The sequence below is a fragment of the Micromonospora andamanensis genome (genome assembly GCF_016863495.1).
GTDB classification, from domain to species: Bacteria; Actinomycetota; Actinomycetes; order Mycobacteriales; family Micromonosporaceae; genus Micromonospora; species Micromonospora andamanensis.
Genome location: NZ_BOOZ01000024.1, coordinates 54,137 through 77,704, shown reverse-complemented (window position 1 = coordinate 77,704; position 23,568 = coordinate 54,137). Strand labels below are relative to the sequence as shown.

The following is a 23,568-nucleotide window of genomic DNA, read 5'->3' as shown; positions in this document are numbered from 1 at the left end:
CGCGGTGGCCCCGACCGTGGGGCCCGTCGTCGGCCGTAGCGCCACCTGCGTCACGGCTGTAGACCCTAGTGAGTGGTCAGGGGCACGACATCCGTCATTGGGTGCTTCTTCTACAAAGGATCGGAGCGGTGCGATCCACTAGGGAGGGAGTTCATTTTTCACAATGCCGGACGTAGTTCGGCGAAGTGGCAGGCGGACGGGTGGGGGTCCGCGGCGCGTAGCACCGCCTGCGGGTCCTGGGTGGCGCAGATCTCCTGGGCCTTCCAGCAGCGGGTGCGGAAGTGGCAGCCACTCGGCGGGTCCGCCGGGCTCGGCACGTCGCCGGTGAGCCGGATGATGCTGCGGTGTTCCCGGGCGTCCGGGTCCGGTAGCGGTGCCGCGGAGAGCAGCGCCTGGGTGTACGGGTGGGTGGCGCGGTCGTAGATCTCGTCCTCGGTGCCGATCTCCACGATCCGGCCCAGGTACATCACCGCGATCCGGTCGGAGATGTGCCGCACCACCGACAGGTCGTGGGCGATGAAAATGTAGGACAGGCCCAGCTCGTCCTGGAGTTCCTCCAGCAGATTGATCACCTGCGCCTGGATGGAGACGTCAAGCGCGGAGACCGGCTCGTCGCAGACGATCACCTCGGGCCGCAGCGCCAACGCCCGCGCGATGCCGATGCGCTGCCGCTGGCCGCCGGAGAACTGGTGCGGATAGCGGTTAATGTGTTCCGGGTTCAGTCCGACGACGTCGAGCAGCTCCTGGACGCGGCGTTGGCGGCTGCCCTTGGGGGCCGCCTCCGGATGGATCTCGAACGGCTCGCCGATGATGTCGCCGACTGTCATCCGTGGGTTCAGCGAGGTGTACGGGTCCTGCATCACCATCTGCATGTTGCGCCGGATCCGGCGCAGCTCACCGCCGGAGGCGGCGAACAGGTCCTGGCCGGCCAGGGTGGCGCGGCCGGCGGTGGGCTTCTCCAGCCGCATCAGCAGCCGGGCCAGGGTGGATTTGCCGCAGCCCGACTCGCCGACGATGCCGAGCGTCTCGCCCCGGCGTAGCTGGAAACTCACCCCGTCGACGGCCTTCACCGCCCCGGTCTTCTTGCGGAACAGCACGCCCTGCGTGATCGGGAAGTGTTTGACCACGTGGTTGACGTCGAGAAGCGTCTCGCCGCGGATCTTGGTGGAGCTAGCCGGCGCGGTCATCACGTACCTCCTGAGCGAAATGGCACGCGCTGGTCCGGCCGTCGCCGAGGACCAGATCGGGTGGCACCACGTCCACACAGACCTGCTGCACGTACGGGCACCGGGGGTGGAAGGGACAACCGCTGGGGATCCGCATCAGGTTGGGTGGCAGGCCACGGATCGTGGACAGCCTTCCGCCCCGCTGGTCCAGACGTGGGATCGAGTTCAACAACCCCTTGGTGTACGGATGGGCAGGCGCCCGGTACAGCGACCGGACGTCGGCGTGTTCGACGATCCGGCCCGCGTACATGACAGCGATCCGGTCCGCGACGTCGGCAACCACACCGAGGTCGTGGGTGATCAGGATCATCCCCATGTCCAGGTTCCGCCGCAGGTCGGCGAGGAGGTCCATGATCTGGGCCTGGACTGTGACGTCGAGCGCGGTGGTGGGCTCGTCGGCGATGAGCACCTTCGGCTCCATCGCCAACGCCATGGCGATCATCACCCGTTGCCGCATGCCGCCGGAGAACTGGTGCGGGTAGTCGCCGAGACGTCCCCCCGCCCCGGGGATCTGCACCAGGTCCATCAGCTCCACCGAGCGGCGGCGGGCGTCTGCCCGGGACATCCCCAGTCGCTGGCGCAGTGTCTCGCCGATCTGCCAGCCGACCGGGAAGACCGGGTTCAACGCGGAGAGGGCGTCCTGGAAGATCATCGCGATCTCCTTGCCCCGGACCTGCCGGCGCTGTTCCTCCGGCAGGTCCAGCAGGTTCCGGCCCTGGTAGCGGACCTCGCCCGAACTGATGTGCGCCGGTGGGGTGTCCAGGATGCCCATGATCGCCTGGGCGGTGACGGACTTGCCGGAGCCGGACTCACCCAGCACGGCGAGCGTCTCGCCCGGATCCAGGTGGTAACTGACCCCGTTGATCACCTTGGCCACACCCTCGCCGGTGCGGAACTCGACGTGCAGGTCGCGTACCTCAAGCAGGTGACCACCGGGCGGAGTGGGCGAGGCCGGCGTCGGCCGGACCGCGTGCTGACTCATAACGCCTGCCTTTCGCTCGCGACTGCGGGGCTCGCTGCGCTCACTCCTCGCGCTCGCATGAACGCCTCACCGGAGCTTCGGGTCGAAGGCGTCGCGGATCGCGTCGCCGAGCATGATGAAGGCCAGCACGGTGAGCGCCAGGAAGGTCGACGGGACCACCAGCGGGGTCGCCGACTCCCGCATGTGCACCCGACCATTGTTGATCTCGATGCCCCAGGAGATGGTCGGTTCCCGCAGCCCGATGCCGAGGAAGGACAGCGTCGCCTCGGCGGCGATGAACGAGCCGAGCGCGATGGTCAGCACCACGATGGCCGGGGCCAGGGCGTTCGGCAGGATGTGCCGCCACATGATCCGGCCGTTGCCGGCCCCCAGCATCCGGGCCGCCGCCACGTAGTCCTGCTCCCGGGCGGTGATCACCGAGGAGCGGACGACCCGAGCGGCTGTCGTCCAGCCGAGCACCGCCAGAACGAAGATCACCGAGCCGAGTCGCACCGTGGCGCTGTCCGTGGCGACCCGCTTCAGCAGCACGATCGCGGCCAGCAGCAGCGGGATGCCGAGCACGATGTCCACCACCCGGGAGAGCACCGCGTCGACCCAGCCGCCGAAGTACCCGGCGAGCATCCCCACGACCAGCGCGATCAGCCCGGTGAAGAGCGCGCTGAGGGCACCGACCAGCAGCGACGCCCGAGCGCCGTAGACCGCCCGGGCGTAGGTGTCACAGCCCTGGAAGTCGTAGCCGAAGATGGCGCCGCCGGAGGGCGCCGCGTGCTGCCGGGACAGCACGCAGTCTGCGGGGTCGTTGCTGGTGAACAGGCCCGGCACGGCGGCCATCGCGGTCACCAGCACCACCAGGACCAGGCTGATCCAGAAGATCGGCTTACGGCGCAGGTCGCGCCAGGCGTCGCCGGCCAGGCTGCGCGGCTTGCGGGGTTGGCCGACCTGGTTCGGCGTACCGGGTTCCCCGGACGGCCCGCGCCGCGCGGCCTGGTTCTCCGACGCCGCCACCGTCTCGAAATCACTCATGCCGGCACCTCGCCGCGCTCGACCCCACCACGCACGTCGATCATGAAGTTATTGCCAGCCTCTGCGGCGTGGCGGGACAACAACTTCATGATCGACCTGCTGACGGTGTGCTCACTCATAGCGGATCCTCGGGTCCAGGACGGCGTACAGGATGTCCACCACCAGGTTGGAGACCAGGTAGACCACGACGAGCACGCTGACGATGCCCACCACGAGTGGGCCGTCCTCGGTGCGGATGCCGCGGAAGAGGTTGAAGCCGACGCCGGGGATGTTGAACACGCCCTCGGTGATGATCGCGCCGCTCATCAGGTTGCCGACCTCGACGCCGAGGAACGTGATCACCGGGATGAGCGAGTTGCGCAGCACGTGCACGCTCACCACCCGCCGGTTCGGCAGGCCCTTCGACCGGGCGGTGCGTACGTAGTCGGCACGCAGGTTCTCGGCGACCGAGGTACGGGTCAGCCGCAGCGCGGTGGCCAGGGAGAGGGAGCCGAGCACGATGCCCGGCAGCAGCAGCGCGAAGAAGTCCGGGTCGGCACCGGCGGTGGGCGGGAAGAGCTGCCATTTGACGCCCAGGAAGTACTGCGCGAGCGGGGCGAGCACGATCGTCGGAATACCGAGCACCAGCAGGGTCAGCAGCAGGGTGGCGTTGTCGAAGATGCTGGCCCGCCGGATGCCGGCGAGCACGCCCGCGGTGACGCCGAAGATGACCGCTACCGCGATGGCGATCAGGGCCAGCCTGATCGTGACGGGCCACGCGGCGGCCAGGATGTCGCCGATCGACCGTCCGGTGAGCGACTCGCCCAGGTCGCCCCGGAGCAGGTTGGAGATGTAGTCGAAGTACCTGTAGAAGAAGCCACCGACGCCTGTGGCGTCCAGGTGGTACTTCTCCGTGAGGTACGCCCGCTGTGCGGCGGTGACCGGGCGTTCACCGGCGAGGGCCTGGATCGGGTCACCCTGACCGGCGAACATCAGGGCGTAGACGATCAGCGTGGTCCCGAAGAACGCCAGGACCATCTGGAGCAGACGCCGCACGATGAAGCGGAACATACTTGGCAGTCTCTCTGAAAAGGTGCGAACCGCGTGGCGGGTCGGGTCACCTCGCGATGACCCGACCCGCATACGTGGGTGTTACTTGATGGCCTCGATCTTGATCAGGTCGATCCGGTCGAAGAGATCCATCTCGACGTTCTTGACCTTTGTCGAGTGACCGAAGTTGTTCTGGCCGAACCGCAGCGGTACGACCGGCAGGTCCTCGGCCAGCAGGTCCTCGGCCTCCTGGTACTTCTTGATCGCCTCCTCCTCGCTGGGGGCGCTGGCGCCCTCGGCGAGCAGGCGGTCGAAGTCCGGGTTGCTGTAGCCGTAGTAGTTCGACGAGCCGTTGGTGCTGTACAGCGGGCCCAGGTAGTTCTCCATGGACGGGTAGTCCATGATCCAGCCCATCCGGAACAGGCCCACCGGCTGCTTGGCCTTGACCTTGGTCAGCAGGTCGGCGAACTTGGGCTCGGCGCTGCCGACGCAGTCCACGCCCAGGTTGGCCTTGAGCTGGTTGCAGGTGGCGTCGATCCAGTCCTTGTGGCCACCGTCACCGTTGTACGACAAGGTGATCTTCGACGGGCCGCCCGCGGCCTGGTAGAGCGTCTTGGCCTTGGCCGGGTCGAACTCGCCCGCCGCGCCGACCGTGTTCTCCCGGTAGCCGGCGACGGCCGGGGAGACGAACGAGCGGGCCGGCTGCTGCGAGTCCTTGAAGATCGACCGGGTGATCTCGTCGCGGTCGATCGCCATCGAGATGGCCTTGCGCACGTCCGGGTTGCTGAACTCCTCCTGGAAGGTGGGGAACGCCAGGAAGTGCAGCGACGACGCCGGGCTCTGCAGGAAGCGGTCGCCCAGGTCGGTGCCGGCAGTGGACAGGTTCTCCGTCGGGATGGTCTTGATCACGTCGAGGTTGTCCGACAGCACGTCCGCGTACGCGGCGGTCAGCTGCTGGTAGATCCGGAACTCGACGCCCGCCACCTTCGGCTGCTCGCCGGGGAAGGCGTCGTACCGCTCGACCTCGACCTTGGCGTCGTGCTGCCAGGTGCCCTTCATCTTGAACGGGCCCTGGCCGACAGGTGCCTGCTCGTAGCCCTCGGCCAGCTCGCCGGGCGCGGAGAACGCGGCCTCCGGCAGCGGGTAGAAGGCGGTGTAGCCGAGCATCGCCTTGAACTCGCTGTACGGCTGCGCCAGCGTGACGGTGAAGGTCAGGTCGTCGACCTTCTTCAGCCCGCTGAGCGTCTCGGCCTTCGGGCTCTCGCCCTGAAGGTCGTCGTAGCCGGCGATCTTCTCGAAGAAGTAGCTGGAGTTCTGCCCGTTCGGGGCGTACGCGCCGTAGTTCCAGGCGTCGATGTAGTTGTCGGCGGTGACCTTCTCGCCGTTGTGGAAGGTGTAGCCGTCCTTGAGCTTGACCGTCCAGGTGGTGTTGTCCTCGGAGGTGATCGACTCGGCGGCCACCTCGTACGGCTTGTGCGCCTCGTCGTAGTCGACGAGCGGGCTGAACAGGGCGGCGAGCACCTGGGAACCGCTCGTCTCGTTGGTGTTTGTCGGCACCAGGTGCTGCGGCTCGGCGATCTCGATCCGCACTGCCGCGTTGGGGTCGCTCTCGCCGGATCCGCCGTCGCCGCCCGAGCCGCAGGCCACCAGGCCCAGGGTCACCGCGAGCGGGAGGGCGGTCCAGGCGGCGAGCCTACGAACACGCATCTAGCCTCCTCATCTCCATTACGCTGCGCAGTCGGGCCCGGCTTTGGGTAACGCTGCGCAACGACCGGCAACGGTAGGTCGTATGCCGCGACTCGGCAACGTAGTGGTTGCGAAGGGGTAACGGAACGCCACCCCCGGCCTTGTCGGGTTGACGCCTGCGTGCTACGCGCTTCGTCGAGATGCCGCCTTGACGTGCAGAGATGTGGGGCGGTTGGCGGGTGCCAGGAATGCGCTGGGGCACCTGGGACCAATCGTCATGATCGCCGGATTGTGGATGTTCATGTCCCGGCGTCCGGAATCGCTGTGCCGCGCTCCACAGATCGTCACGCTAGGTGACTAACAACACCTCACGCAAAGTAGTGTGTCCGGCTGGTCGGTCGGGTCGCCGAGGTCGGGGGAGTCGGTGGTGGCGGGCGTGAGACGATCTGCTCGTGACGGCGACGCTTCTGGACGGCAAGGCGACCGCGGCCGAGATCAAGGACGAGCTGCGGGCGCGGGTCAAGGCGCTTGCGGAACGGGGCACCGTGCCGGGGCTCGGCACGGTGCTCGTCGGGTCGGATCCGGGCTCCCAGGCGTACGTCAACGGCAAGCACCGGGACTGCGCCGAGGTCGGCATCGCCTCGATCCGCCGCGAGCTGCCGGCCGACGCCAGCCAGGAGCAGGTCGACGAGATCCTGGCCGAGCTGAACGCCGATCCGGCCTGCCACGGCTACATCGTCCAGTTGCCGTTGCCGGCGCACCTGGACACCCAGCGGGTGCTGGAGCTGATCGACCCGGACAAGGACGCCGACGGCCTGCACCCGGTGAACCTGGGCCGGCTGGTGCTCGGCTACGACGCGCCGCTGCCCTGCACCCCGCGCGGCATCGTGGAGTTGCTCCGTCGGCACGACGTGCCGTTGCGCGGGGCCAACGTGGCGGTGGTGGGTCGGGGCAACACCGTCGGACGTCCGCTGGGGCTGTTGCTGACGCGGCGTAGCGAGAACGCCACAGTCACCCTCTGCCACACCGGCACCCTCGACCTGACCGCGCACACCCGCGCCGCCGACATCGTCATCGTGGCGGCGGGCGTGCCCGGCCTGCTCACCGCGGACATGGTCACGCCGGGTGCCGTCGTGGTCGACGTGGGCATCACCCGGGTGATCGGCTCGGACGGCAAGGGCCGCTACACCGGCGACGTGGACCCGCAGGTGGCCGAGGTGGCCGGCAAGCTGGTGCCGATGCCCGGCGGGGTCGGGCCGATGACCCGCGCCATGCTCCTCACGAACGTCGTGGAGCGGGCCGAACGCCCATAACCGTCCGCCCCTGGCCCGCTCGGTGCCAGGATGGCTGATACGGTCCGGAAAACCGACTGGTATCAGGGAGTGGGACGACCATGGGTAAGAAGGTCACTGTCGTCGGGGCCGGGTTCTACGGCTCTACCACCGCGCAGCGCCTGGCCGAGTACGACGTCTTCGACACCGTCGTGATCACCGACATCATCGAGGGAAAGCCCGCGGGCATCGCCCTCGACCTCAACCAGTCGCGTGCTGTGGAGGGCTTCGAGACCACAGTCGTCGGTGTCACCACCGGTCCGAACGGTGAGGGCTACGAGGGCATCGAGGGCTCGGACGTGGTGGTCATCACCGCCGGCCTGCCGCGCAAGCCCGGGATGAGCCGGATGGATCTGCTGGAGACCAACGCCAAGATCGTGCGTCAGGTCGCCGAGAACGTGGCCAAGTACGCGCCGAACGCCGTAGTCATCGTGGTCTCCAACCCGCTCGACGAGATGACCGCGCTGGCCCAGATCGCGACCCAGTTCCCGCGTAACCGGGTCCTCGGCCAGGCCGGCATGCTGGACACCGCCCGGTTCACCAACTTCGTGGCGGAGGCGCTGGACGTACCGGTGAAGTCGGTACGCACCCTCACCCTCGGCTCGCACGGCGACACGATGGTTCCGGTTCCGTCGAAGAGCACCGTCGACGGCAAGCCGCTGCGCGAGGTCATGCCGGCCGAGCAGATCGAGGACCTGGTCGTGCGTACCCGCAATGGTGGCGCCGAGGTGGTGGCGCTGCTGAAGACGGGTTCGGCGTACTACGCCCCGTCGGCGGCGGCGGCCCGGATGGCGAAGGCCGTCGCAGAGGACTCCGGCGAGGTCATGCCGGTCTGTGCCTGGGTCGACGGCGAGTACGGCATCTCCGGTGTCTACCTCGGTGTGGAGGCCGAGATCGGTGCCCAGGGCGTCAAGCGCGTGGTGGAGACCGACCTCGACGCGGACGAGCTGGCCGCGCTCAAGGAGGCCGCTGAGGCCGTCCGGGCCAAGCAGGCTGACGTCGCCAGCATGTGATCCACTCTTTGCCGAGCGCCCTACGACGCGATGTCGTGGGGCGCTCGGCGTTGCGGCGCAGGAATCAGTCGTTCGCGCCGGGCCCGGCGTCGATCAGCACGCCCAGCCCGTCGAGCACCCGGGCCAGCCCGAATTCGTACGCGTGGTCGGGGTGGTACGCGGCGTTCTGAGCGGCTCCGGCCGCGGCGCCGACCCGGACGGCTGTCGGAAAGCGTCGTTCATCGAGAACCTGCGTCAGCAGGGGAGCGTTCGCCGTCCACCACTGTTCGTCCGTCCAGGCGCTCTCCTGCTGGGCGGAGCGGGCCTCGGTCGCCGAGCGGGCGGCGGCCCGGACGAAGTCGAGGACGTAGGTCAACGCGGCGTCCCGGGTCACGTCGTCCAGGCCGGTGTCGTCGAAGGCGCGCAGTTCGTACTCGTACTTCGCCAGCTGGCCCGGCCCGAGCGGTGGCCGCCCGGTGGCGACCTCGGCGGCCCACGGGTGGGTGGCGAAGAGGTTCCGGTTGTCCGCCGCCACCGCCACCACCCGCGTCCGCCACGGTGCCCCGGAGCGGTCCGGCCTCGGCATCCCCGCGTAGATCGCGTCCAGCATCAGATCGAGCAGTTCGGCCTTGCCCGGAACGTACGTGTAGAGGGTCATCGGGGCCACGCCGACGGCCTGAGCGAGGGCCCGCATGGTCACCGCCGCCAACCCTTCGGCGTCCGCCAGGGTGATCGCGGCGGTCAGGATGTCGTCGAGGGAGCGGCCCTGGCGGGGGCCACGACGAGGGGCGTCGTCGGGCTGCCGCCAGAGCAGGCGCAGGGTGTGAGCGGGGTCGCCGCCTCCGGTGCGGTGATCGGGCACCCCTCGATCTTCGCAGGTCTAATCGCCGTACGCAGTACGTTGTACAATGTACGAAGTTACTGTCACTCACAGGGGGTGCGCGTGCACATCACCGCAACGGCGATTTCGCTTAACGTCGAGGACGTGCCGGCCTCGGCCGAGTTCGTCAAGCAGCACTTCGGGTTCCACGAGCAGATGTCGGCCGACGGCTTCGTCTCACTGGCCCACGACGGGGCCGGCGTCAACCTGATCTTCCTGCGTACCGGGTTGGCCAGCCTCCAGCCGGACAGCCTGCGGTCGCAGCGGGCCGAGGGTGTGCTCGTCGCCTTCGTGGTGGACGACATCGATGCCGAGTACGCCCGGCTCACCGAGGCCGGTGTGGCGATCACCACCCCGATCCAGACCGAGCCGTGGGGCGAGCGTTTCTTCCAGGTCGCCGACCCCAACGGGGTGATCCTCCAACTCGTGCAGTGGGTGCACGGCCCGGAGGCCGCCGGCTGATCCAGGCGGTCGACGCGCTGGTGTGCGCTGGGCCCGGTGGGGTATTGCTCCGCCGGGCCCAGCGCGCGTCCGTGCCTCGAACTGCCGGCGCGGGCCGACCGGTGGGCGCGGCGTTCCCTGTCCGAGCCGATCCAGTACGCTCGTACTGCTTGAGCATGTCCCCTGAGAGGAGCGCCGGCCGATGGCGAAGATCAAGGTAAACAACCCGGTCGTGGAGCTCGACGGCGACGAGATGACCCGGATCATCTGGAAGCAGATCCGGGAGCAGCTGATCCTGCCCTACCTCGACGTCGACCTGCACTACTACGACCTCTCGATCCAGCACCGCGACGCCACCGACGACCAGGTCACCGTCGACGCCGCAAACGCCATCAAGGAGCACGGCGTCGGCGTCAAGTGCGCCACCATCACCCCGGACGAGGCGCGGGTGGAGGAATTCGGGCTGAAGAAGATGTGGCGGTCGCCGAACGGCACCATCCGCAACATCCTCGGCGGCGTCGTCTTCCGCGAGCCGATCATCATGTCCAACGTGCCGCGGCTGGTCCCCGGCTGGACCAAGCCGATCATCATCGGCCGGCACGCCCACGGCGACCAGTACAAGGCCACCGACTTCGTGGTCCCCGGCCCGGGCACGGTGACCATCACCTACACCCCCGCCGACGGCTCGGCGCCTGTCGAGATGGAGGTCGCCAACTTCCCCGGCGGCGGCATCGCGATGGGCATGTACAACTACGACGAGTCGATCCGGGACTTCGCCCGGGCCTCGTTCCGCTACGGCCTGGACCGCAACTACCCGGTCTACATGTCCACCAAGAACACCATCCTCAAGGCGTACGACGGCCGGTTCAAGGACATCTTCGCCGAGGTGTTCGAGAACGAGTTCAAGGCCGAGTTCGACGCCGCCGGCCTCACCTACGAGCACCGGCTCATCGACGACATGGTCGCCGCCGCGCTCAAGTGGGAGGGTGGCTACGTCTGGGCCTGCAAGAACTACGACGGTGACGTGCAGTCCGACACCGTCGCGCAGGGCTTCGGCTCGCTCGGCCTGATGACCTCGGTCCTGCTCTCCCCGGACGGTCGTACCGTCGAGGCCGAGGCTGCCCACGGCACCGTCACCCGGCACTACCGGCAGTGGCAGAAGGGCGAGAAGACCTCGACCAACCCGATCGCCTCGATCTACGCCTGGACCCGGGGCCTGGCCCACCGGGGCAAGCTGGACGGCACCCCGGCGGTCAGCGAGTTCGCCAACACGCTGGAGCAGGTCATCGTCGACACCGTCGAGGGCGGTCAGATGACCAAGGACCTCGCGCTGCTCATCTCGCGGGACGCTCCGTGGCAGACCACCGAGGAGTTCATGAACACGCTCGACGAGAACCTGGCGCGCCGGCTCGCTGCCTGAGAACCATTCACCGAGCCCGCCGGCCCGAGCGCCGGCGGGCTCGGTGTTTCCGGTACGCGGATCAGCGGCGTGTCGTGAAGGACGCGCCAGCCGGCGTCACTTCGTCCGGCGCGCCTCGTTGACCTGGGTGGACGAGATGCCAGTCCCGTCCAGGAAGGTTGACCGTCGCCACCGCGCGACACGCGTGCCCAGCAGCCAGCCTTCCCGGCTGTCGAGTACAGCCAGCCGTCCCTTCCCTGCGGGGGGCCCTGTCCCGGGCCCCCCGCGCCCTGTTGTCCGGCGCCGCTGCTGCGGCCCTGCCCGACGCGGCGGCCGAGGCGGACCGCCCGTCACACCGCGCGGAGCAACTCGGCAGCGCGTTCCGGAGCGATGTCGTTGATGAAGACCCCCATTGCCGACTCCGAACCGGCCAGGTACTTCAACTTGTCCGCCGCCCGCCGGACGCTGAACAGTTGCAGGTGCAGATGCCCCAACTCGCGCTCGACGCGTACCGGTGCCTGGTGCCAGGCGGCGATGTAGGGCATGGGACTGTCGAACAGCCCGTCGAAGCGGCGCAGCAGGTCCAGGTAGAGCGGACCGAACGCGTCGCGTTCCGGGTCGGTCAACGCCGGGATGTCGGGCACCACCCGGTGCGGTGCGAGGTGCACCTCGAACGGCCACCTGGCGGCCGCCGGCACGTACGCCGTCCAGTGCTGGTTCGTCGCCACCACCCGCTCGCCGGCGGCGCGTTCGGCGGCCAGCACGTCGGCGTAGAGATTGCCGCCGCCGGTGCGTTCGGCGTGCCGGCGGGCCGCGCCCAGCAGCGACCGGGTCCGTGGGGTGACGAACGGGTACGCGTAGATCTGCCCGTGCGGGTGATGCAGCGTCACGCCGATCTCCACGCCCCGGTTCTCGAAGCAGAACACCTGCTCGACACCGGGCAGCTCGCCGAGCGCCGTGGTCCGGTCGGCAAGCGCGTCCAGCACGGTACGCACCCGGCTCGGCGGCAGCCCGGCGAACGAGGCGTCATGGTCGTCGGTGAAGCAGACCACCTCGCAGCGCCCCTGTCCCGGTCGGGCCGCGGTGAACGGGGTGATCGCGGCCGGCTCCGCCACCACCCGCTCGCTCAGCGCCGGGAACCGGTTCTCGAATACCGCGACGGCGTACTCCGGTGCCGGGATCTCGCTGAGCCGGTCCGCCGTCGAGGGGCAGAGCGGGCACTGGTCGGCCGGCGGCAGGAAGGTGCGCGTCTGCCGGTGCACCGCCAGCGCCACCCACTCGTCGGTGAGCGGGTCGTGGCGCAGTTGAGAGGCGGGCGGGGGCGGTGGCAACGGGCGTCGGTCCGGCTGGTCCCGGACCGCGTCGTCGCGCTCGTCGAAATAGATCAGTTCACGGCCGTCGGCCAGGCTGATCGCCGTACGCTTCATCGGGGTCTCCCGCCTCGCAGGACCGGTACGACGATCAGCTCGCCGACCCGGTCGGTGAGCAGTCGTCGGGCCTCCGGCGGCAACCGGTCGTCGGTGACCAGGACGTCGGCCGAGCTCAGGTCGGCGATGGCGGAGATGCCCACGGTGCCCCACTTGGTGTGGTCGGCGAGCACCACCAACCGGTCCGCCGCCGCGACGAGCGCCCGGTTCGTCTCCGCCTCGGTCAGGTTCGGGGTGGTGAAACCGGTCCGTTCGGTTATCCCGTGCACGCCGAGGAAGAGCTGATCCAGGTGCAGGGCGCGGACCGCGCCGACGGTCAGCGGCCCGACCAGGGCGTCGGAGGGGGTGCGTACCCCGCCGGTCAGCACCACCGTCTGGTCGGCGCGGCCCCGCTCGTGCAGGATGTCGGCCACCGGCAGCGAGTTGGTCACCACGGTCAGGGCCGGCACGTCGACCAGGTGCCGGGCCAGTTCGGCGGTGGTGGTGCCGGCGGAGAGCGCGATCGCGGCCCCCGGCCTGACCAGCTGCGCGGCACGCGCCGCGATGGCCGCCTTCTCGGCCTGCTGACGCACCGACTTCGCCTGGAATCCCGGCTCGTCGGTGGCCCCGGCGACGGTGGCGCCGCCGTGCACCTTGGCGAGCAGGCCGCGTTCGTGCAGCAGGTCCAGGTCGCGGCGGATGGTCATGTCGGAGACACCGAACTCGGCGGCCAACTCGCCGACGCGTACGCCGCCGGTCACGCGGACCCGGTCGAGGATCGCCGCATGGCGTTGCTGGGCGAGCATCGGCCCCTTCCAGAATTCACGTGAACAAACATCACTGAACAGAATCAAACACTAGTGTTCGGCGTCGATCGCCGGAAGGGGTGCTGCCGCGGGGTCAGAGCGCGGGCAGGCGGGGCTCCACCCAACCGGTCTCGGTGAGCTGGTGCAGCACCCGCTGCACCGCCTCCTCGACGGTCAGCTCGGTGGTGTCCAGCACCAGGTCCGCGTCGGTCGGCTCCTCGTACGGGTCGTCGATGCCTGTCATCCCGGTGAGCAGTCCCGCCCGGGCCCGGGCGTACAGGCCCTTGCGGTCACGTCGCTCGCAGACCTCCAACGGCGTGGCGACGTGCACCAGCACGAACCCCGCGCCCGCCGCCGCCGCCATCTCCCGGGCGGTCGCCCGGGCCTGGGCGTACGGGGCGATCGGGCAGCAGATGCTGATCCCGTGGTGCCGGGCGATCTCGGCGGCGACCCACCCGATCCGGCGCACGTTCGTGTCCCGGTCAGCCTTGCTGAAACCGAGCCCGGCGGTCAGTTCGCGACGCACCACGTCACCGTCGAGCAGGGTGACCGTGCGCTCGCCCTCCTCACGCAGCGCGTCGGCGAGCCCTCGGGCGACAGTCGACTTGCCGGAACCGGAGAGCCCGGTGAAGAACACCACAAGGCCGCGGTGCCGCCGGGGTGGCCGGGCCCGGCTCAGCTCCTTCGCCACGGCCGGCGGAGTGTGCCACTCGGGCAGCGGGAAACCCCGGTCCAGCAGGTCTTCGATCTCCGCCTGGCTCAGCGCGAGCCGCCGGTTGCGGGGTGGGATGTCGTCGCGCCAGCGCCACTGGCCGTCCCGGTTGTCGTAGGCCAGCTCGCGGGGCACCAGCACCCGCAGCCCGGCACCGGAGAGCATCTCTCCGGTGGAGAGCAGGTGGGTGACGCCGTACGCGGCGGAGACCCGGGCCAGCAGCAGCGCGTCGCTGATCTCGTCGCGCCGTCGGGAGAACGGCACGGCGACCAGGGTCGCCGGTGGCATCCGGTCCCGGGCGGCGAACACGCTGCGCACCAGCGCCTCCGGCGGAAGCCCGCCGGTGCCGTCCTCACCCACCGGAATCATGATCAGCAGGTGCGCGCTCAGGGTGCGTACCGCGTGCGCGATCTGGGCCAGTTGCGGCCGGTGCAGCGGGCGGTCGGCGACCACCCCGAGCACCCGGCCGGGCGGCAGCAACCCGCGAATCTCCTCGGGCGTGCGCCGCAGCCGCTGGAACGGACCGTGCCCGCCGTCGCCCAGCCGGCGCACGGTGCCGCCGACCCCGGCCACCCCGTCGCGGATCGTCCAGGCGTCGGCCACCTCCAGGGCGGCCATCGGCGCGCCCTCACTGTCGGTGAGGACGAGCGTCCGCCGGTCCGCGTCGGCGAGGTCGAGTTGCTGCACGAGCGTCGTGGGTACCTGGAGGGTGACGGCGACCGGCCAGGGAGCACCGTCGACGAGCCGGCCCCGGCGGCTGACCGAGACCAGGTCGGCCCGGGTCATGAAGCCGGCCAGCGGCGCGTACGCACCGATCAGCAGCAGCTCGAGATCCGCGAGTTCACCGGGACGCGGCGTGTACGCCGGTGCCTCCCGCAGCACCTCGTCGGGCAGCACCCACCCGTTGCTCATCAGACCCCCAACTCCGGCGACCGGCACACAGTTTCGCAGCCGGTCGCCGATCGGTCGAGAGCGCCACCACGCTCACCCGGTCGCCGGCCGCTCCGGCCGGCGCTCCACCAGGCGTACGCGGTCGGCCCGATCAGCCCAGCGCAGCCGCACCGAACGAGACGGCGAAGCGCTTGCACCAGATGGAGACGCTCGTCAGGTTCGTCAACTCGACCTCGCCCGGGATCTCGTAACCCTGGTCGCCGCGATTGCCCTTGAGCCGTCCCAGCTCGACCCAGCGGCCGTCGTCGAACACGTGCCACCCGGCCCGGCCCTCGACGACGGGCTGGTCGGTCAGCCAGACCCGCAGGTCCGGACCGTTGGAGGTGTTCAGTCCGACCAGCTCCAGCCGGTGCCGCCCGTCGGCGGTACGCACGATCCGCGCGCTGCCGGAGGTGTCGTGCTCGTGACTGATGAAGTCACCGGAGCTGACCAGGGTCGCCGTGGCAGGCTCGGTGGCCGCCGGGGAAGCCGGCGCGGAACTGGCGGGCGCGGCCGGGCTGGCCGACGCCGCCGAGCTGGCCGGCGGTGCGACTTCGGTCAGTTGCTCGGCCACTTCGGCGTCGGTCAGCAGCTTCCAGGGCTGGAACCAGTAGAGGCCGAAGGCCGAGCCGGCGGCCAGCACGGTGATCGCGATCCACGTCAACGGGGTGCGGAACAGGCGACTGATCATGCTGCCAGTTTTTCGCGGGTGGTGGTGCGGTGTCAGCGGCGCAAACCTTACGAAGTGCGAACCGATTGCCCGGCGCTGCGGCCGAGCCGTTGCCGCACGGCCCGCTTCAGGCGTTGCCACGGCCCGGTTGCGCGGGCCGGCTGGGCCGGACGCGGCGGAGGCTGCCGCTCGTCGACCACCAGCGGGCGAGCACCGTCGCCGGCACACGTCACGGCCAGCGGCAGCTTCGCGTCGGCCTCGCACCCGGAACCGGTGAGCCGCGTGGTGAGGATCCATTCGCCCCGGGTACGGCCGCCGTTGAGGGTGCGGAAGTCGATTGTCGTCCGCCCGTGCCACATCAGCCGCAGCCCGCCCCAGCGATGCGGTACGCGATCCACCTCGAAACTCACCGGCAGGTAGAACTCGTCGCCGTCGTCGACCCGCCGGGCGACCACGTCGAGTCGGGGCCGGCGCAGCTCGTCGGTGGCCGTCAGCAGCTCGTCGGAGCAGTCGACCAGCTCGGTGGGCACCTCCTCGACCGGTAGGTCGAGCAGCTCCCGGCCGTCCGGCGTGCGGTCGTACGAGACGGGTCGGTCACCGCTGCGGAGCCGGCCGGAGACCGCGACGGTGAGCCGGTGGCCGGTCAGCTCGTACGTCTTGAGTCGGACCTTCGCCTGGACGCCGGCCTCCCACCCGGCGATGCGGAACAGATCCTCGACACGTCCCCGCTCGGCCAGGCCGGCGATGGTCCGTTCCAGCGCCGGCAGCCCGGCCGCGACACCCGGCGCGAAGCGTTCCCGGACGGTCCGCCCGACCTCCGCGACCACCCCGTCGACCCAGTCGCGGGGCGCGTTGCGCAACCGGGCGCCGCGCAGCCGGCGGACCATCTCGATCCGCAGCCAGCGCTGGTGCAGCCGGTCACGCAGCGGGCCCGGCTTGGTGTGCGCGTCGACGATGTCGAGGACCTCTCGCAGACTGCGGAAGTAGCCTTCCGGCTCGATCGGGGCGGCGGTGAGGTTGTCGCCGCCGGGCCGGCGGGAGTGGTGGTAGCAGGTGTAGTCGGCAAGCACGCAGGTGCGGCGGGAGAGGAGGTAGGCCCGGGTGACCAGGTGATGATCCTCCAGCCGTTTCCGGCCCTCCTCGGGGAACCGCAGGTCGTGCCGCGACAGGAACGCCCTGCGGAACATCTTGTGGCAGGTGAGGCTCTCCATCAGCGGCGCGTCGGCAAGTGTGGCGTCCGGTCGGTTGACCCGGAACAGGTCCCGGGGCACCGAACGGCCGTGCCCGACCATCCTGCCGATGGCGACGTCCGCGCCGTGCTCCGTCGCGTACCCGTACAGCCGGGCCAGGGCCTCGTCGGCGAGCCAGTCGTCGTCGTCGACGAACTGGACGTACTCACCGGCGGCCCGGGCCACGCCCAGATTGCGCGGGCGCGACGGCCAACCGGAACGCTCGGCGTGCAGCACGTGGAAGTGCGGATGGGCGGCGGCCAGCGCGTCCAGTCGGGCCGGTGTGGTGTCGGTGGAACCGTCGTCCACGAAGATCACTTCGAACTCGTCCGCCGGAAGTGACTGACGCAGCAACGACGCGACGAGCCGGTCCAGACCCTCGCCGGAGTTGTACGTCGGCACCACCACGCTCACCTTGAGGGCCCCAGCGGTCATGGCTCTCCCGTCACCCGGCGTGCCGCCGCACCGGCGGACAGTCAGGTCCATTGTGTACCAGACAGTCCCGGTCTGGGGGACAGGTTGTCCGCCGGCCGGGTTCGCGACCCTGGTGGGACGTACCCGGCCCGGCGGCGGTTCACCCGGCCCGGCGGTGGCACACCGGCGGCGTGGTCGATCTCCCTAGGGGGAGCGGGTGCCCCGGTATCAGGGGAAACGGGGGTTGCTTCCGGAGCGCGGCGCATTGTCCGGCGGCTCTAGGCTGACGGCGTGACACTGATCGCAACCGAGTCGTTGACGAAGGTCTACGGCGGCGGGGTCACCGCACTGTCCGATCTGACGGTCGCGGTGGAACCAGGGATCGTCGGCCTGGTCGGCGCCAACGGCGCCGGCAAGTCGACTCTGATCAAGCTGCTGCTCGGCCTGCTCACTCCTACCCGGGGTCGGATACAGGTGCTGGGGCTCGACCCGATCGCCGAGACGGCGGCCGTGCGGGCCCGGGTCGGCTACATGCCGGAACACGACTGTCTCCCACCCGATCTCTCCGCCGCCGAACTGGTCACCCATCTGGGACGGATCAGCGGCCTACCACGCACCGTCGCTCGGGAGCGGGCCTCCGAGGCGCTGCGCCACGTGGGTCTGCACGAGGAACGGCACCGCCCGGTGGGCGGCTACTCCACAGGCATGAAGCAGCGGGTCAAGCTCGCCCAGGCGCTTGTGCACGATCCCGACCTGCTGCTGCTGGACGAGCCCACGAACGGCCTCGACCCGGCCGGCCGGGACGCGATGCTCGCTCTGGTGCAGCGGATCGGCACCGAGTTCGGCATCTCGGTCCTGGTCTGCTCGCACCTGCTCGGCGAGGTCGAGCGGATCTGCGACACCCTGGTCGCCATCGAGGGCGGGCGGCTGCTGCGGGCCGACCACATCGCCGCCATGACCTCGGCCACCGACGTGCTCGCGGTCGAGGTGAGCGAGGGCACCGAGACGCTTGCCGCCCGGCTCGCCGCGCTCGACCTGCCGGTGGGCCGCGAGGGCCGGCTGTTGCTGGTGCCGCTGGCCGACCAGGGCACCTACGACCTGATCCTCGGTGCGGTGGCCGAGCTGGACCTGCCGCTGCACCGGCTGGACCAGCGCCGGCACCGGGTGGCCGAACTCTTCGCCCGGAGGGAGAACAGCCATGCCTGAGCCGACAGGCGTCATCCACGACATCGGCTACCAGCGCTACACCGGCCCCCGGCTCGGCCGCCGGCACGTCTTCGGGGCGCTGTACCTGCACGGTGTGCGGACCGCCTTCGGGCTGGGCCGCAGCGCCAAGGCCAAGATCTTCCCCTGGCTGGTGGTCGGCATCGTGCTGCTGGTCGCCGCCGCGGTGACCGCGATCCGCAGCCAGATCGGCGAAGTGATCATGACGTACGCCCAGTTCGCCGACGCGATGAGCTGGCTTGTCATCTTCTTCGTCGCGGTGGCCGCGCCCGAGCTGGTCTCCCGCGACCTGCGCAGCGGGGTCCTGCCGCTGTACTTCTCCCGGCCGCTGCCGCACGCCGACTACCCGCTGGCCAAGCTGCTCGCTCTGGTCACCGCGCTCTTCCTGCTGCTCGGCGCGCCGCAACTGCTGATGTTCCTCGGCGGTGCCTTCACCGCCGACGGCATGGGGGCGGTCTGGGACGAACTGCTCGACCTGCTGCCCGGGCTGCTCTACGCCGGGCTGTGGGCTGTGGTGTTCGCCTCGGTCGGTCTGCTGATCGCCTCGATGACCGGCAAGCGCGCCTTCGCCGCCGGCGGGATCGTCGCCGTGTTCCTGATGACCACGCCCATCGTCGGCATCCTGTCGGTCCTGCCCTCGCAGACGGCGAATCAGCTGGCCGGCATCGCCTCGCCGCCCACCCTGGTGCAGGGCGTCGGCCTCTGGACGATGCGCGACCTGCTGGTCACCGAGGACAACAGCGCCGACCTCGACCTCGGGTCCTTCGGCCCGGTGTACGCGCTTGTCGCCGTCGCGCTCGTGGCGGGCTGCGTCGCCCTGCTGTTGGCCCGCTACAAGAAGGTGGCCGCACGATGACCGCGACGAACACCGCCCCACCGGCGGCCATCACCGCCAGCACCCTCGACCTCGCCGGGGTCTCCCGCTGGTACGGCAACGTGGTCGCGGTGAACAACGTGAGCATGAGCCTCGGGCCCGGGGTGACCGGGCTGCTCGGTCCCAACGGCGCGGGCAAGACGACGCTGCTGCACATGATGGCCGGCTTCCTCACCCCGTCCCGGGGCCAGGTCACCCTGGACGGCCGGCCCACCTGGCGCAACCCGGAGGTCTACCGCCGGCTCGGCCTGGTCAGTGAGCGGGAGGCGGTGCACAGCTTCCTCACCGCGTACGAGTTCGTGCTGGCCACCGCCAAGCTCCACAAGCTGCCGGACCCGCAGGCGGCGGCCCGGCGGGCCATCGACCTGGTGGAGATGGCCGACGCGCAGGACCGCCGCATCGGCACGTACTCCAAGGGCATGCGGCAGCGCACCCGGGTGGCGGCGGCGCTTGTGCACGACCCGCAGGTGCTGCTGCTCGACGAGCCGTTCAACGGCATGGACCCACGCCAGCGGCTGCACATGATGGAGCTGCTGCACTCCCTCGGCGACGCGGGGCGGACGATCCTGTTCAGCTCGCACATCCTGGAGGAGGTCGAGCAGGTCTCCGGCACCGTCCAGGTGATGGTCGCCGGCCGGCTCGCCGCCTCCGGCGACTTCCGGACCATCCGCCGGCTGATGACCAACCGGCCGCACGTCTTCGCCGTCCGGTCCACCGACGACCGGGCGCTGGCCGTGGCGCTGATGGCCGAGGTGTCGGTCACCGGGGTCGAGCTGGGGCGCGACGGCCTGACCGTCCGTGCGGGCGATTACGGCGCCTTCACCCGGGCCCTGCCGAAGATCGCTCTGGCCCGTGGCGTACGGGTACGGCAACTGGTGCCCGAGGACGAATCCCTGGAGAGCGTCTTCTCCTACCTGGTGGAGGCCTGATGTCGACTGTCACCTGGATCACCGTGCGTGGCCTGTTCGGGCGTCGCCGGTTCCTGCTGCTGCTTCCGCTGCCCGTCCTGCTGGTGGGGCTGGCCGTCCTCTCCCGAGGGCTCGGGGTCGCACCCGCCGACTGGGGGCCGCCGGTGCTTGTCGGCCTCGGGCTGGCCGTGGTGCTGCCGGTGGTCGCCCTGATCGTCGGCACCGGGGTGCTCGGGGCCGAGATCGACGACGGCACTGTGGTGCACGTGCTCACCACGCCGCTGCCACGCTGGCAGATCGTGCTGCCGAAGCTCGCCGTCGCGGCCGGAGTCACAGCGGTAAGCGTCGCGGTCCCCCTGTTCGCGGCGGGCCTGCTCGCCGACTCGGTACGCCTCGGCGTGGCGCTCGCCGTGGCCGCGTCGGTCGGCGCGCTCGCCTACTCGGCCCTGTTCGTGGCGGCCAGCCTGCTTACCCGGCGGCCGGTGCTGCTCGGCCTGGTCTACGTGCTGATCTGGGAGGGGCTGCTCAGCAACGTGGTCACCGGCACCCGGGTGCTGTCGATCCAGCACTACGTGATCGCCCTGGCCGACCGGCTGGCCCCGACCAACCTGCTCAGCACCACCGTCTCCGTGGCGGTGGCAGCGGTGATGACCGCGTTGATTATCATTACCGCCACCTTCCTCTCCATCGACCGCCTGCGTTCCTTCTCGGTAGCCGGCGAAACCAGCTGACCCCTGGGGGCGGCCATCGGGAGGCAGCACTTTCGGGGAAAGTGCTGCCTCCCCGGCTGTTGAGGCAGCACTTTCCCCGATGGTGCGCGGCATTCTCAGAAGGCGCAGGCGATCACCAGGGTCGGGGTGCGGTCGGGTAGCAGGTCGAGCTTGTTGATGCGGCCGGCGGCGCGCAGGTCGTCGACGACAAGTGTGAGCTGGTCGAGCAGAGCGGCCGGACCGAGGGCCTCGGCCAGCGGCACCTCCGCCTTCATCGACAACTTCCGTTCCGACTTGGCCCGGCGGACCTGCCCCAGCGCGTCGGCGGCGAGGCGCAGCAGCTGTGGATCACCGTCGCCCTGGATCGCCCGGCCCACCTCGTACGTGGTCGGCCACGGCGCGCGGTGCACCGAGCCGTACCGCCACCACGACCAGACCTCCTCGGTGGCGTACGGCAGCACCGGCGCGAACAGCCGCAACTGCACCGACAGCGCGGTCGCCAACGCCGCCCGGGCCGAGTCGGCCCCGGCCCCGCTGCCGTAGGCGCGCTCCTTCACCAACTCGATATAGTCGTCACAGAACCGCCAGAAGAACGACTCGGTGGTCTGTAGCGCGGCTGTGTGGTCGTACCCCTCGAAGGCCGCTGTCGCAGCCGCCGCCACCTCGGACAGTTCGGCGAGCATGGCCCGGTCCAGCGGTTCGGTCGCGGGTGCGCGCAGCGCGTCGGCGGCGCCCAGCCCGAGCGCGAACTTCGACGCGTTCAGCAGCTTGGTCGCCAGCCGCCGGCCGACCCGGATCTGGGCCGGGTCGAAGGCCAGGTCGGTGCCGGGCTTGCCACTGGCCGCCCAGTACCGCACCGAGTCCGAGCCGTGCTGCTCCAACAGCGCCATCGGGGTGACCACGTTGCCCTTGGACTTCGACATCTTCTTGCGGTCCGGATCGAGGATCCAACCGGACAGCTCCGCCGTCCGCCAGGGCAGCGTGCCGTGCTCCAGGTGGGCCCGGACCACCGTGGCGAACAGCCAGGTGCGGATGATGTCGTGCCCCTGCGGGCGCAGGTCCATCGGGAAGACCCGGCGGTACAGATCCGGGTCACGTTCCCAGCCGCCGACGATCTGCGGGGTCAGCGAGGAGGTTGCCCAGGTGTCCAGCACGTCCGGGTCGCCGACGAATCCGCCCGGCACGCCACGCTGCGACTCGTCGTACCCCGGCGGAGCGTCCTCGGACGGGTCGATCGGCAGCGTGGACTCGTCAGGCGTGAGAGGCTGGCTCCAGTCCGGCTCGCCAGCGTCGTCGAGCCGGTACCACACCGGCACCGGCACCCCGAAGTAGCGCTGCCGGCTGACCAGCCAGTCGCCGGTGAGGCCGCCCACCCAGTGCTCGTAGCGGTGCCGCATGTGCTCCGGCACCCAGCGCAGCTCTCGCCCCCGGGCCAGCAGATCCTCCCGCAGGTCGGCGTCGCGGCCACCGTTGCGCAGGTACCACTGCCGGGTCGAGACGATCTCCAGGGGCCGGTCGCCCCGCTCGTAGAACTTCACCGGATGGGTGATCGGGCGCGGCTCACCGACCAGGTCACCCGCCTCGGTCAACTGCTCCACCACGGTCCGCCGGGCGGCGTTCACCGTCTGCCCGGCAAGCGCCGCGTACGGCCGGGCCGGCACCCCCGCCGGTGGCTCCGGCAGCAGCCGGCCGTCCCGGCCGACCACCACCCGGGTGTCCAGGGCAAGTTCCCGCCACCAGGTCACATCGGTCAGGTCACCGAAGGTGCAGACCATCGCGACGCCGGTGCCCTTGGCCGGGTCCGCCAGCGCGTGTGCACGCACCGGCACCTCCACCCCGAACACCGGGGTACGCACGGTCGTGCCGACTAGGTCGGCGTACCGCTCGTCGTCGGGGTGGCAGACCAGCGCGACGCAGGCCGGCAGCAGCTCCGGTCGGGTGGTGTCGATGAGGACCTCGCGTCCGCCGGGCGCGTGGAAGCGCAACCTGTGGTACGCGCCAGGGCGTTCCCGGTCCTCCAACTCGGCCTGCGCCACGGCGGTGGCGAACCCGACGTCCCACAGCGTCGGCGCCTCGGCCTGGTACGCCTCACCCCGGGCCAGGTTGCGCAGGAACGCCCGCTGGGAGGTGGCCCGGGCCACCGGTCCGATGGTGGTGTACATCAACGACCAGTCCACCGACAGGCCGAGCCGCCGCCACAACGCCTCGAAGACCTGCTCGTCGGCGACCGTCAACCGCTCGCACAGTTCGATGAAGTTGCGCCGGGAGATCGCTGTCGGGTTCTTCCGGGCGGCGTCGTCCACCGGACCGGCCGGCGACTCCCAGTCCGGGTCGTACGGCAGCGACGGGTCACAGCGCACCCCGTGGACGTTCTGCACCCGACGCTCGGTGGGCAGGCCGTTGTCGTCCCAGCCGATCGGGTAGAAGACCGTCCGACCACGCATCCGCTGAAACCGGGCGACCAGGTCGGTGTGCGTGTACGAGAAGACGTGGCCCATGTGCAGCTCGCCCGATACGGTCGGCGGCGGGGTGTCGATCGCGTATACGTCCGACCGCTCCTTCGTGCGGTCGAACGCGTACGTGCCGTCCTCCTGCCAGCGGCGCGACCAGTTCTCCTCGAGCCCGTCCAGGTTCGGACGCTCGGGGACACCGGTACGGGCCGTCCTCGCCGTATCAGTCATTCGCCGATCCTAGGC

21 protein-coding genes are annotated in these 23,568 nt (G+C 70.2%); 8 read left to right on the top strand and 13 right to left on the bottom strand.

The genetic code is table 11. From position 1 onward, the window contains the following. Positions 1–158 precede the first annotated feature (158 nt). The 6 genes from Van01_RS19975 to Van01_RS19955 form a co-directional block, all read right to left on the bottom strand. Positions 159–1,187: an ABC transporter ATP-binding protein gene (locus tag Van01_RS19975; RefSeq protein ID WP_204009569.1), complete on the bottom strand. Its 1,029-nt coding sequence runs from the start codon at positions 1,185–1,187 to the stop codon at positions 159–161. Beyond that, on the bottom strand, positions 1,171–2,208 hold the full coding sequence (locus Van01_RS19970; protein WP_204009566.1) for an ABC transporter ATP-binding protein: 1,038 nt from the start codon (positions 2,206–2,208) through the stop codon (positions 1,171–1,173). Before Van01_RS19970 ends, Van01_RS19975 begins: the two co-directional genes overlap by 17 nt. Positions 2,209–2,274: 66 nt before the next feature. Continuing rightward, positions 2,275–3,231 (bottom strand): ABC transporter permease, encoded by a 957-nt coding sequence (locus Van01_RS19965; protein WP_204009563.1) that lies wholly within the window; start codon positions 3,229–3,231, stop codon positions 2,275–2,277. Then, complete coding sequence (locus Van01_RS33510; RefSeq protein ID WP_275410375.1) at positions 3,228–3,350, bottom strand: hypothetical protein; 123 nt, start codon at positions 3,348–3,350, stop codon at positions 3,228–3,230. Before Van01_RS33510 ends, Van01_RS19965 begins: the two co-directional genes overlap by 4 nt. Continuing rightward, the gene (locus tag Van01_RS19960; protein WP_204009561.1) at positions 3,343–4,281 is read right to left on the bottom strand and encodes an ABC transporter permease; all 939 of its coding nucleotides are present in this window, start codon (positions 4,279–4,281) and stop codon (positions 3,343–3,345) included. Before Van01_RS19960 ends, Van01_RS33510 begins: the two co-directional genes overlap by 8 nt. Before the next feature lie 81 nt (positions 4,282–4,362). Next, complete coding sequence (locus Van01_RS19955; protein ID WP_204009558.1) at positions 4,363–5,967, bottom strand: peptide ABC transporter substrate-binding protein; 1,605 nt, start codon at positions 5,965–5,967, stop codon at positions 4,363–4,365. A 431-nt stretch (positions 5,968–6,398) separates the two neighbouring features. On the opposite strand from Van01_RS19955, the gene Van01_RS19950 reads away from it, so the two are divergent. After that, positions 6,399–7,259, top strand: coding sequence for a bifunctional methylenetetrahydrofolate dehydrogenase/methenyltetrahydrofolate cyclohydrolase (locus tag Van01_RS19950; protein WP_204009555.1), 861 nt, complete (start codon positions 6,399–6,401; stop codon positions 7,257–7,259). A gap of 80 nt (positions 7,260–7,339) precedes the next feature. Then, positions 7,340–8,290, top strand: a complete 951-nt coding sequence (locus tag Van01_RS19945; RefSeq protein ID WP_204009552.1) for a malate dehydrogenase — start codon at positions 7,340–7,342, stop codon at positions 8,288–8,290. Positions 8,291–8,354: 64 nt separating this feature from the next. On the opposite strand, the gene Van01_RS19940 is transcribed toward Van01_RS19945, so the two are convergent. Next, complete coding sequence (locus Van01_RS19940) at positions 8,355–9,131, bottom strand: TetR/AcrR family transcriptional regulator (RefSeq protein WP_204009549.1); 777 nt, start codon at positions 9,129–9,131, stop codon at positions 8,355–8,357. Between the two features lie 81 nt (positions 9,132–9,212). Here Van01_RS19940 and Van01_RS19935 point away from each other — a divergent pair, with 81 nt between their 5' ends. Together Van01_RS19935 and Van01_RS19930 are read left to right on the top strand one after the other, a co-directional pair. Beyond that, complete coding sequence (locus Van01_RS19935) at positions 9,213–9,611, top strand: VOC family protein (RefSeq protein WP_204009546.1); 399 nt, start codon at positions 9,213–9,215, stop codon at positions 9,609–9,611. 181 nt (positions 9,612–9,792) lie between these two features. Next, positions 9,793–11,010: an NADP-dependent isocitrate dehydrogenase gene (locus tag Van01_RS19930; RefSeq protein ID WP_099849797.1), complete on the top strand. Its 1,218-nt coding sequence runs from the start codon at positions 9,793–9,795 to the stop codon at positions 11,008–11,010. Between the two features lie 329 nt (positions 11,011–11,339). Here Van01_RS19930 and galT read toward each other — a convergent pair whose 3' ends face one another. The 5 genes from galT to Van01_RS19905 all read right to left on the bottom strand — a co-directional run bounded on the left by galT (position 11,340) and on the right by Van01_RS19905 (position 17,177). Next, a complete protein-coding gene (gene galT, locus Van01_RS19925) occupies positions 11,340–12,416 on the bottom strand; it encodes a galactose-1-phosphate uridylyltransferase (protein ID WP_204009531.1) in 1,077 nt (358 codons plus the stop codon). After that, complete coding sequence (locus Van01_RS19920; protein WP_204009528.1) at positions 12,413–13,201, bottom strand: DeoR/GlpR family DNA-binding transcription regulator; 789 nt, start codon at positions 13,199–13,201, stop codon at positions 12,413–12,415. Before Van01_RS19920 ends, galT begins: the two co-directional genes overlap by 4 nt. Before the next feature lie 94 nt (positions 13,202–13,295). After that, a complete protein-coding gene (gene cysC / locus Van01_RS19915) occupies positions 13,296–14,825 on the bottom strand; it encodes an adenylyl-sulfate kinase (protein WP_099849803.1) in 1,530 nt (509 codons plus the stop codon). 130 nt (positions 14,826–14,955) lie between these two features. Next, positions 14,956–15,534 carry a DM13 domain-containing protein gene (locus Van01_RS19910; protein WP_204009525.1) on the bottom strand — a complete coding sequence of 193 codons (579 nt, stop codon included), beginning with the start codon at positions 15,532–15,534 and terminating at the stop codon, positions 14,956–14,958. 47 nt (positions 15,535–15,581) lie between these two features. After that, positions 15,582–17,177 carry a glycosyltransferase family 2 protein gene (locus tag Van01_RS19905; protein WP_204009521.1) on the bottom strand — a complete coding sequence of 532 codons (1,596 nt, stop codon included), beginning with the start codon at positions 17,175–17,177 and terminating at the stop codon, positions 15,582–15,584. 270 nt (positions 17,178–17,447) lie between these two features. On the opposite strand from Van01_RS19905, the gene Van01_RS19900 reads away from it, so the two are divergent. From Van01_RS19900 to Van01_RS19885, 4 genes are read left to right on the top strand one after another with little or no spacing between them, the layout of a single operon-like run. After that, a complete protein-coding gene (locus Van01_RS19900) occupies positions 17,448–18,362 on the top strand; it encodes an ABC transporter ATP-binding protein (RefSeq protein WP_204009519.1) in 915 nt (304 codons plus the stop codon). Next, on the top strand, positions 18,355–19,236 hold the full coding sequence (locus tag Van01_RS19895) for an ABC transporter permease (RefSeq protein WP_204009516.1): 882 nt from the start codon (positions 18,355–18,357) through the stop codon (positions 19,234–19,236). The genes Van01_RS19900 and Van01_RS19895 overlap by 8 nt, the downstream gene beginning before the upstream one ends. After that, the gene (locus Van01_RS19890; protein ID WP_204009514.1) at positions 19,233–20,183 is read left to right on the top strand and encodes an ABC transporter ATP-binding protein; all 951 of its coding nucleotides are present in this window, start codon (positions 19,233–19,235) and stop codon (positions 20,181–20,183) included. Before Van01_RS19895 ends, Van01_RS19890 begins: the two co-directional genes overlap by 4 nt. Beyond that, on the top strand, positions 20,183–20,893 hold the full coding sequence (locus Van01_RS19885) for an ABC transporter permease (RefSeq protein ID WP_204009512.1): 711 nt from the start codon (positions 20,183–20,185) through the stop codon (positions 20,891–20,893). Before Van01_RS19890 ends, Van01_RS19885 begins: the two co-directional genes overlap by 1 nt. Before the next feature lie 95 nt (positions 20,894–20,988). Here the strand turns inward: Van01_RS19885 and valS are convergent, their stop codons facing one another. Then, positions 20,989–23,553, bottom strand: coding sequence for a valine--tRNA ligase (gene valS, locus Van01_RS19880; protein WP_204009510.1), 2,565 nt, complete (start codon positions 23,551–23,553; stop codon positions 20,989–20,991). Positions 23,554–23,568: the final 15 nt, after the last annotated feature.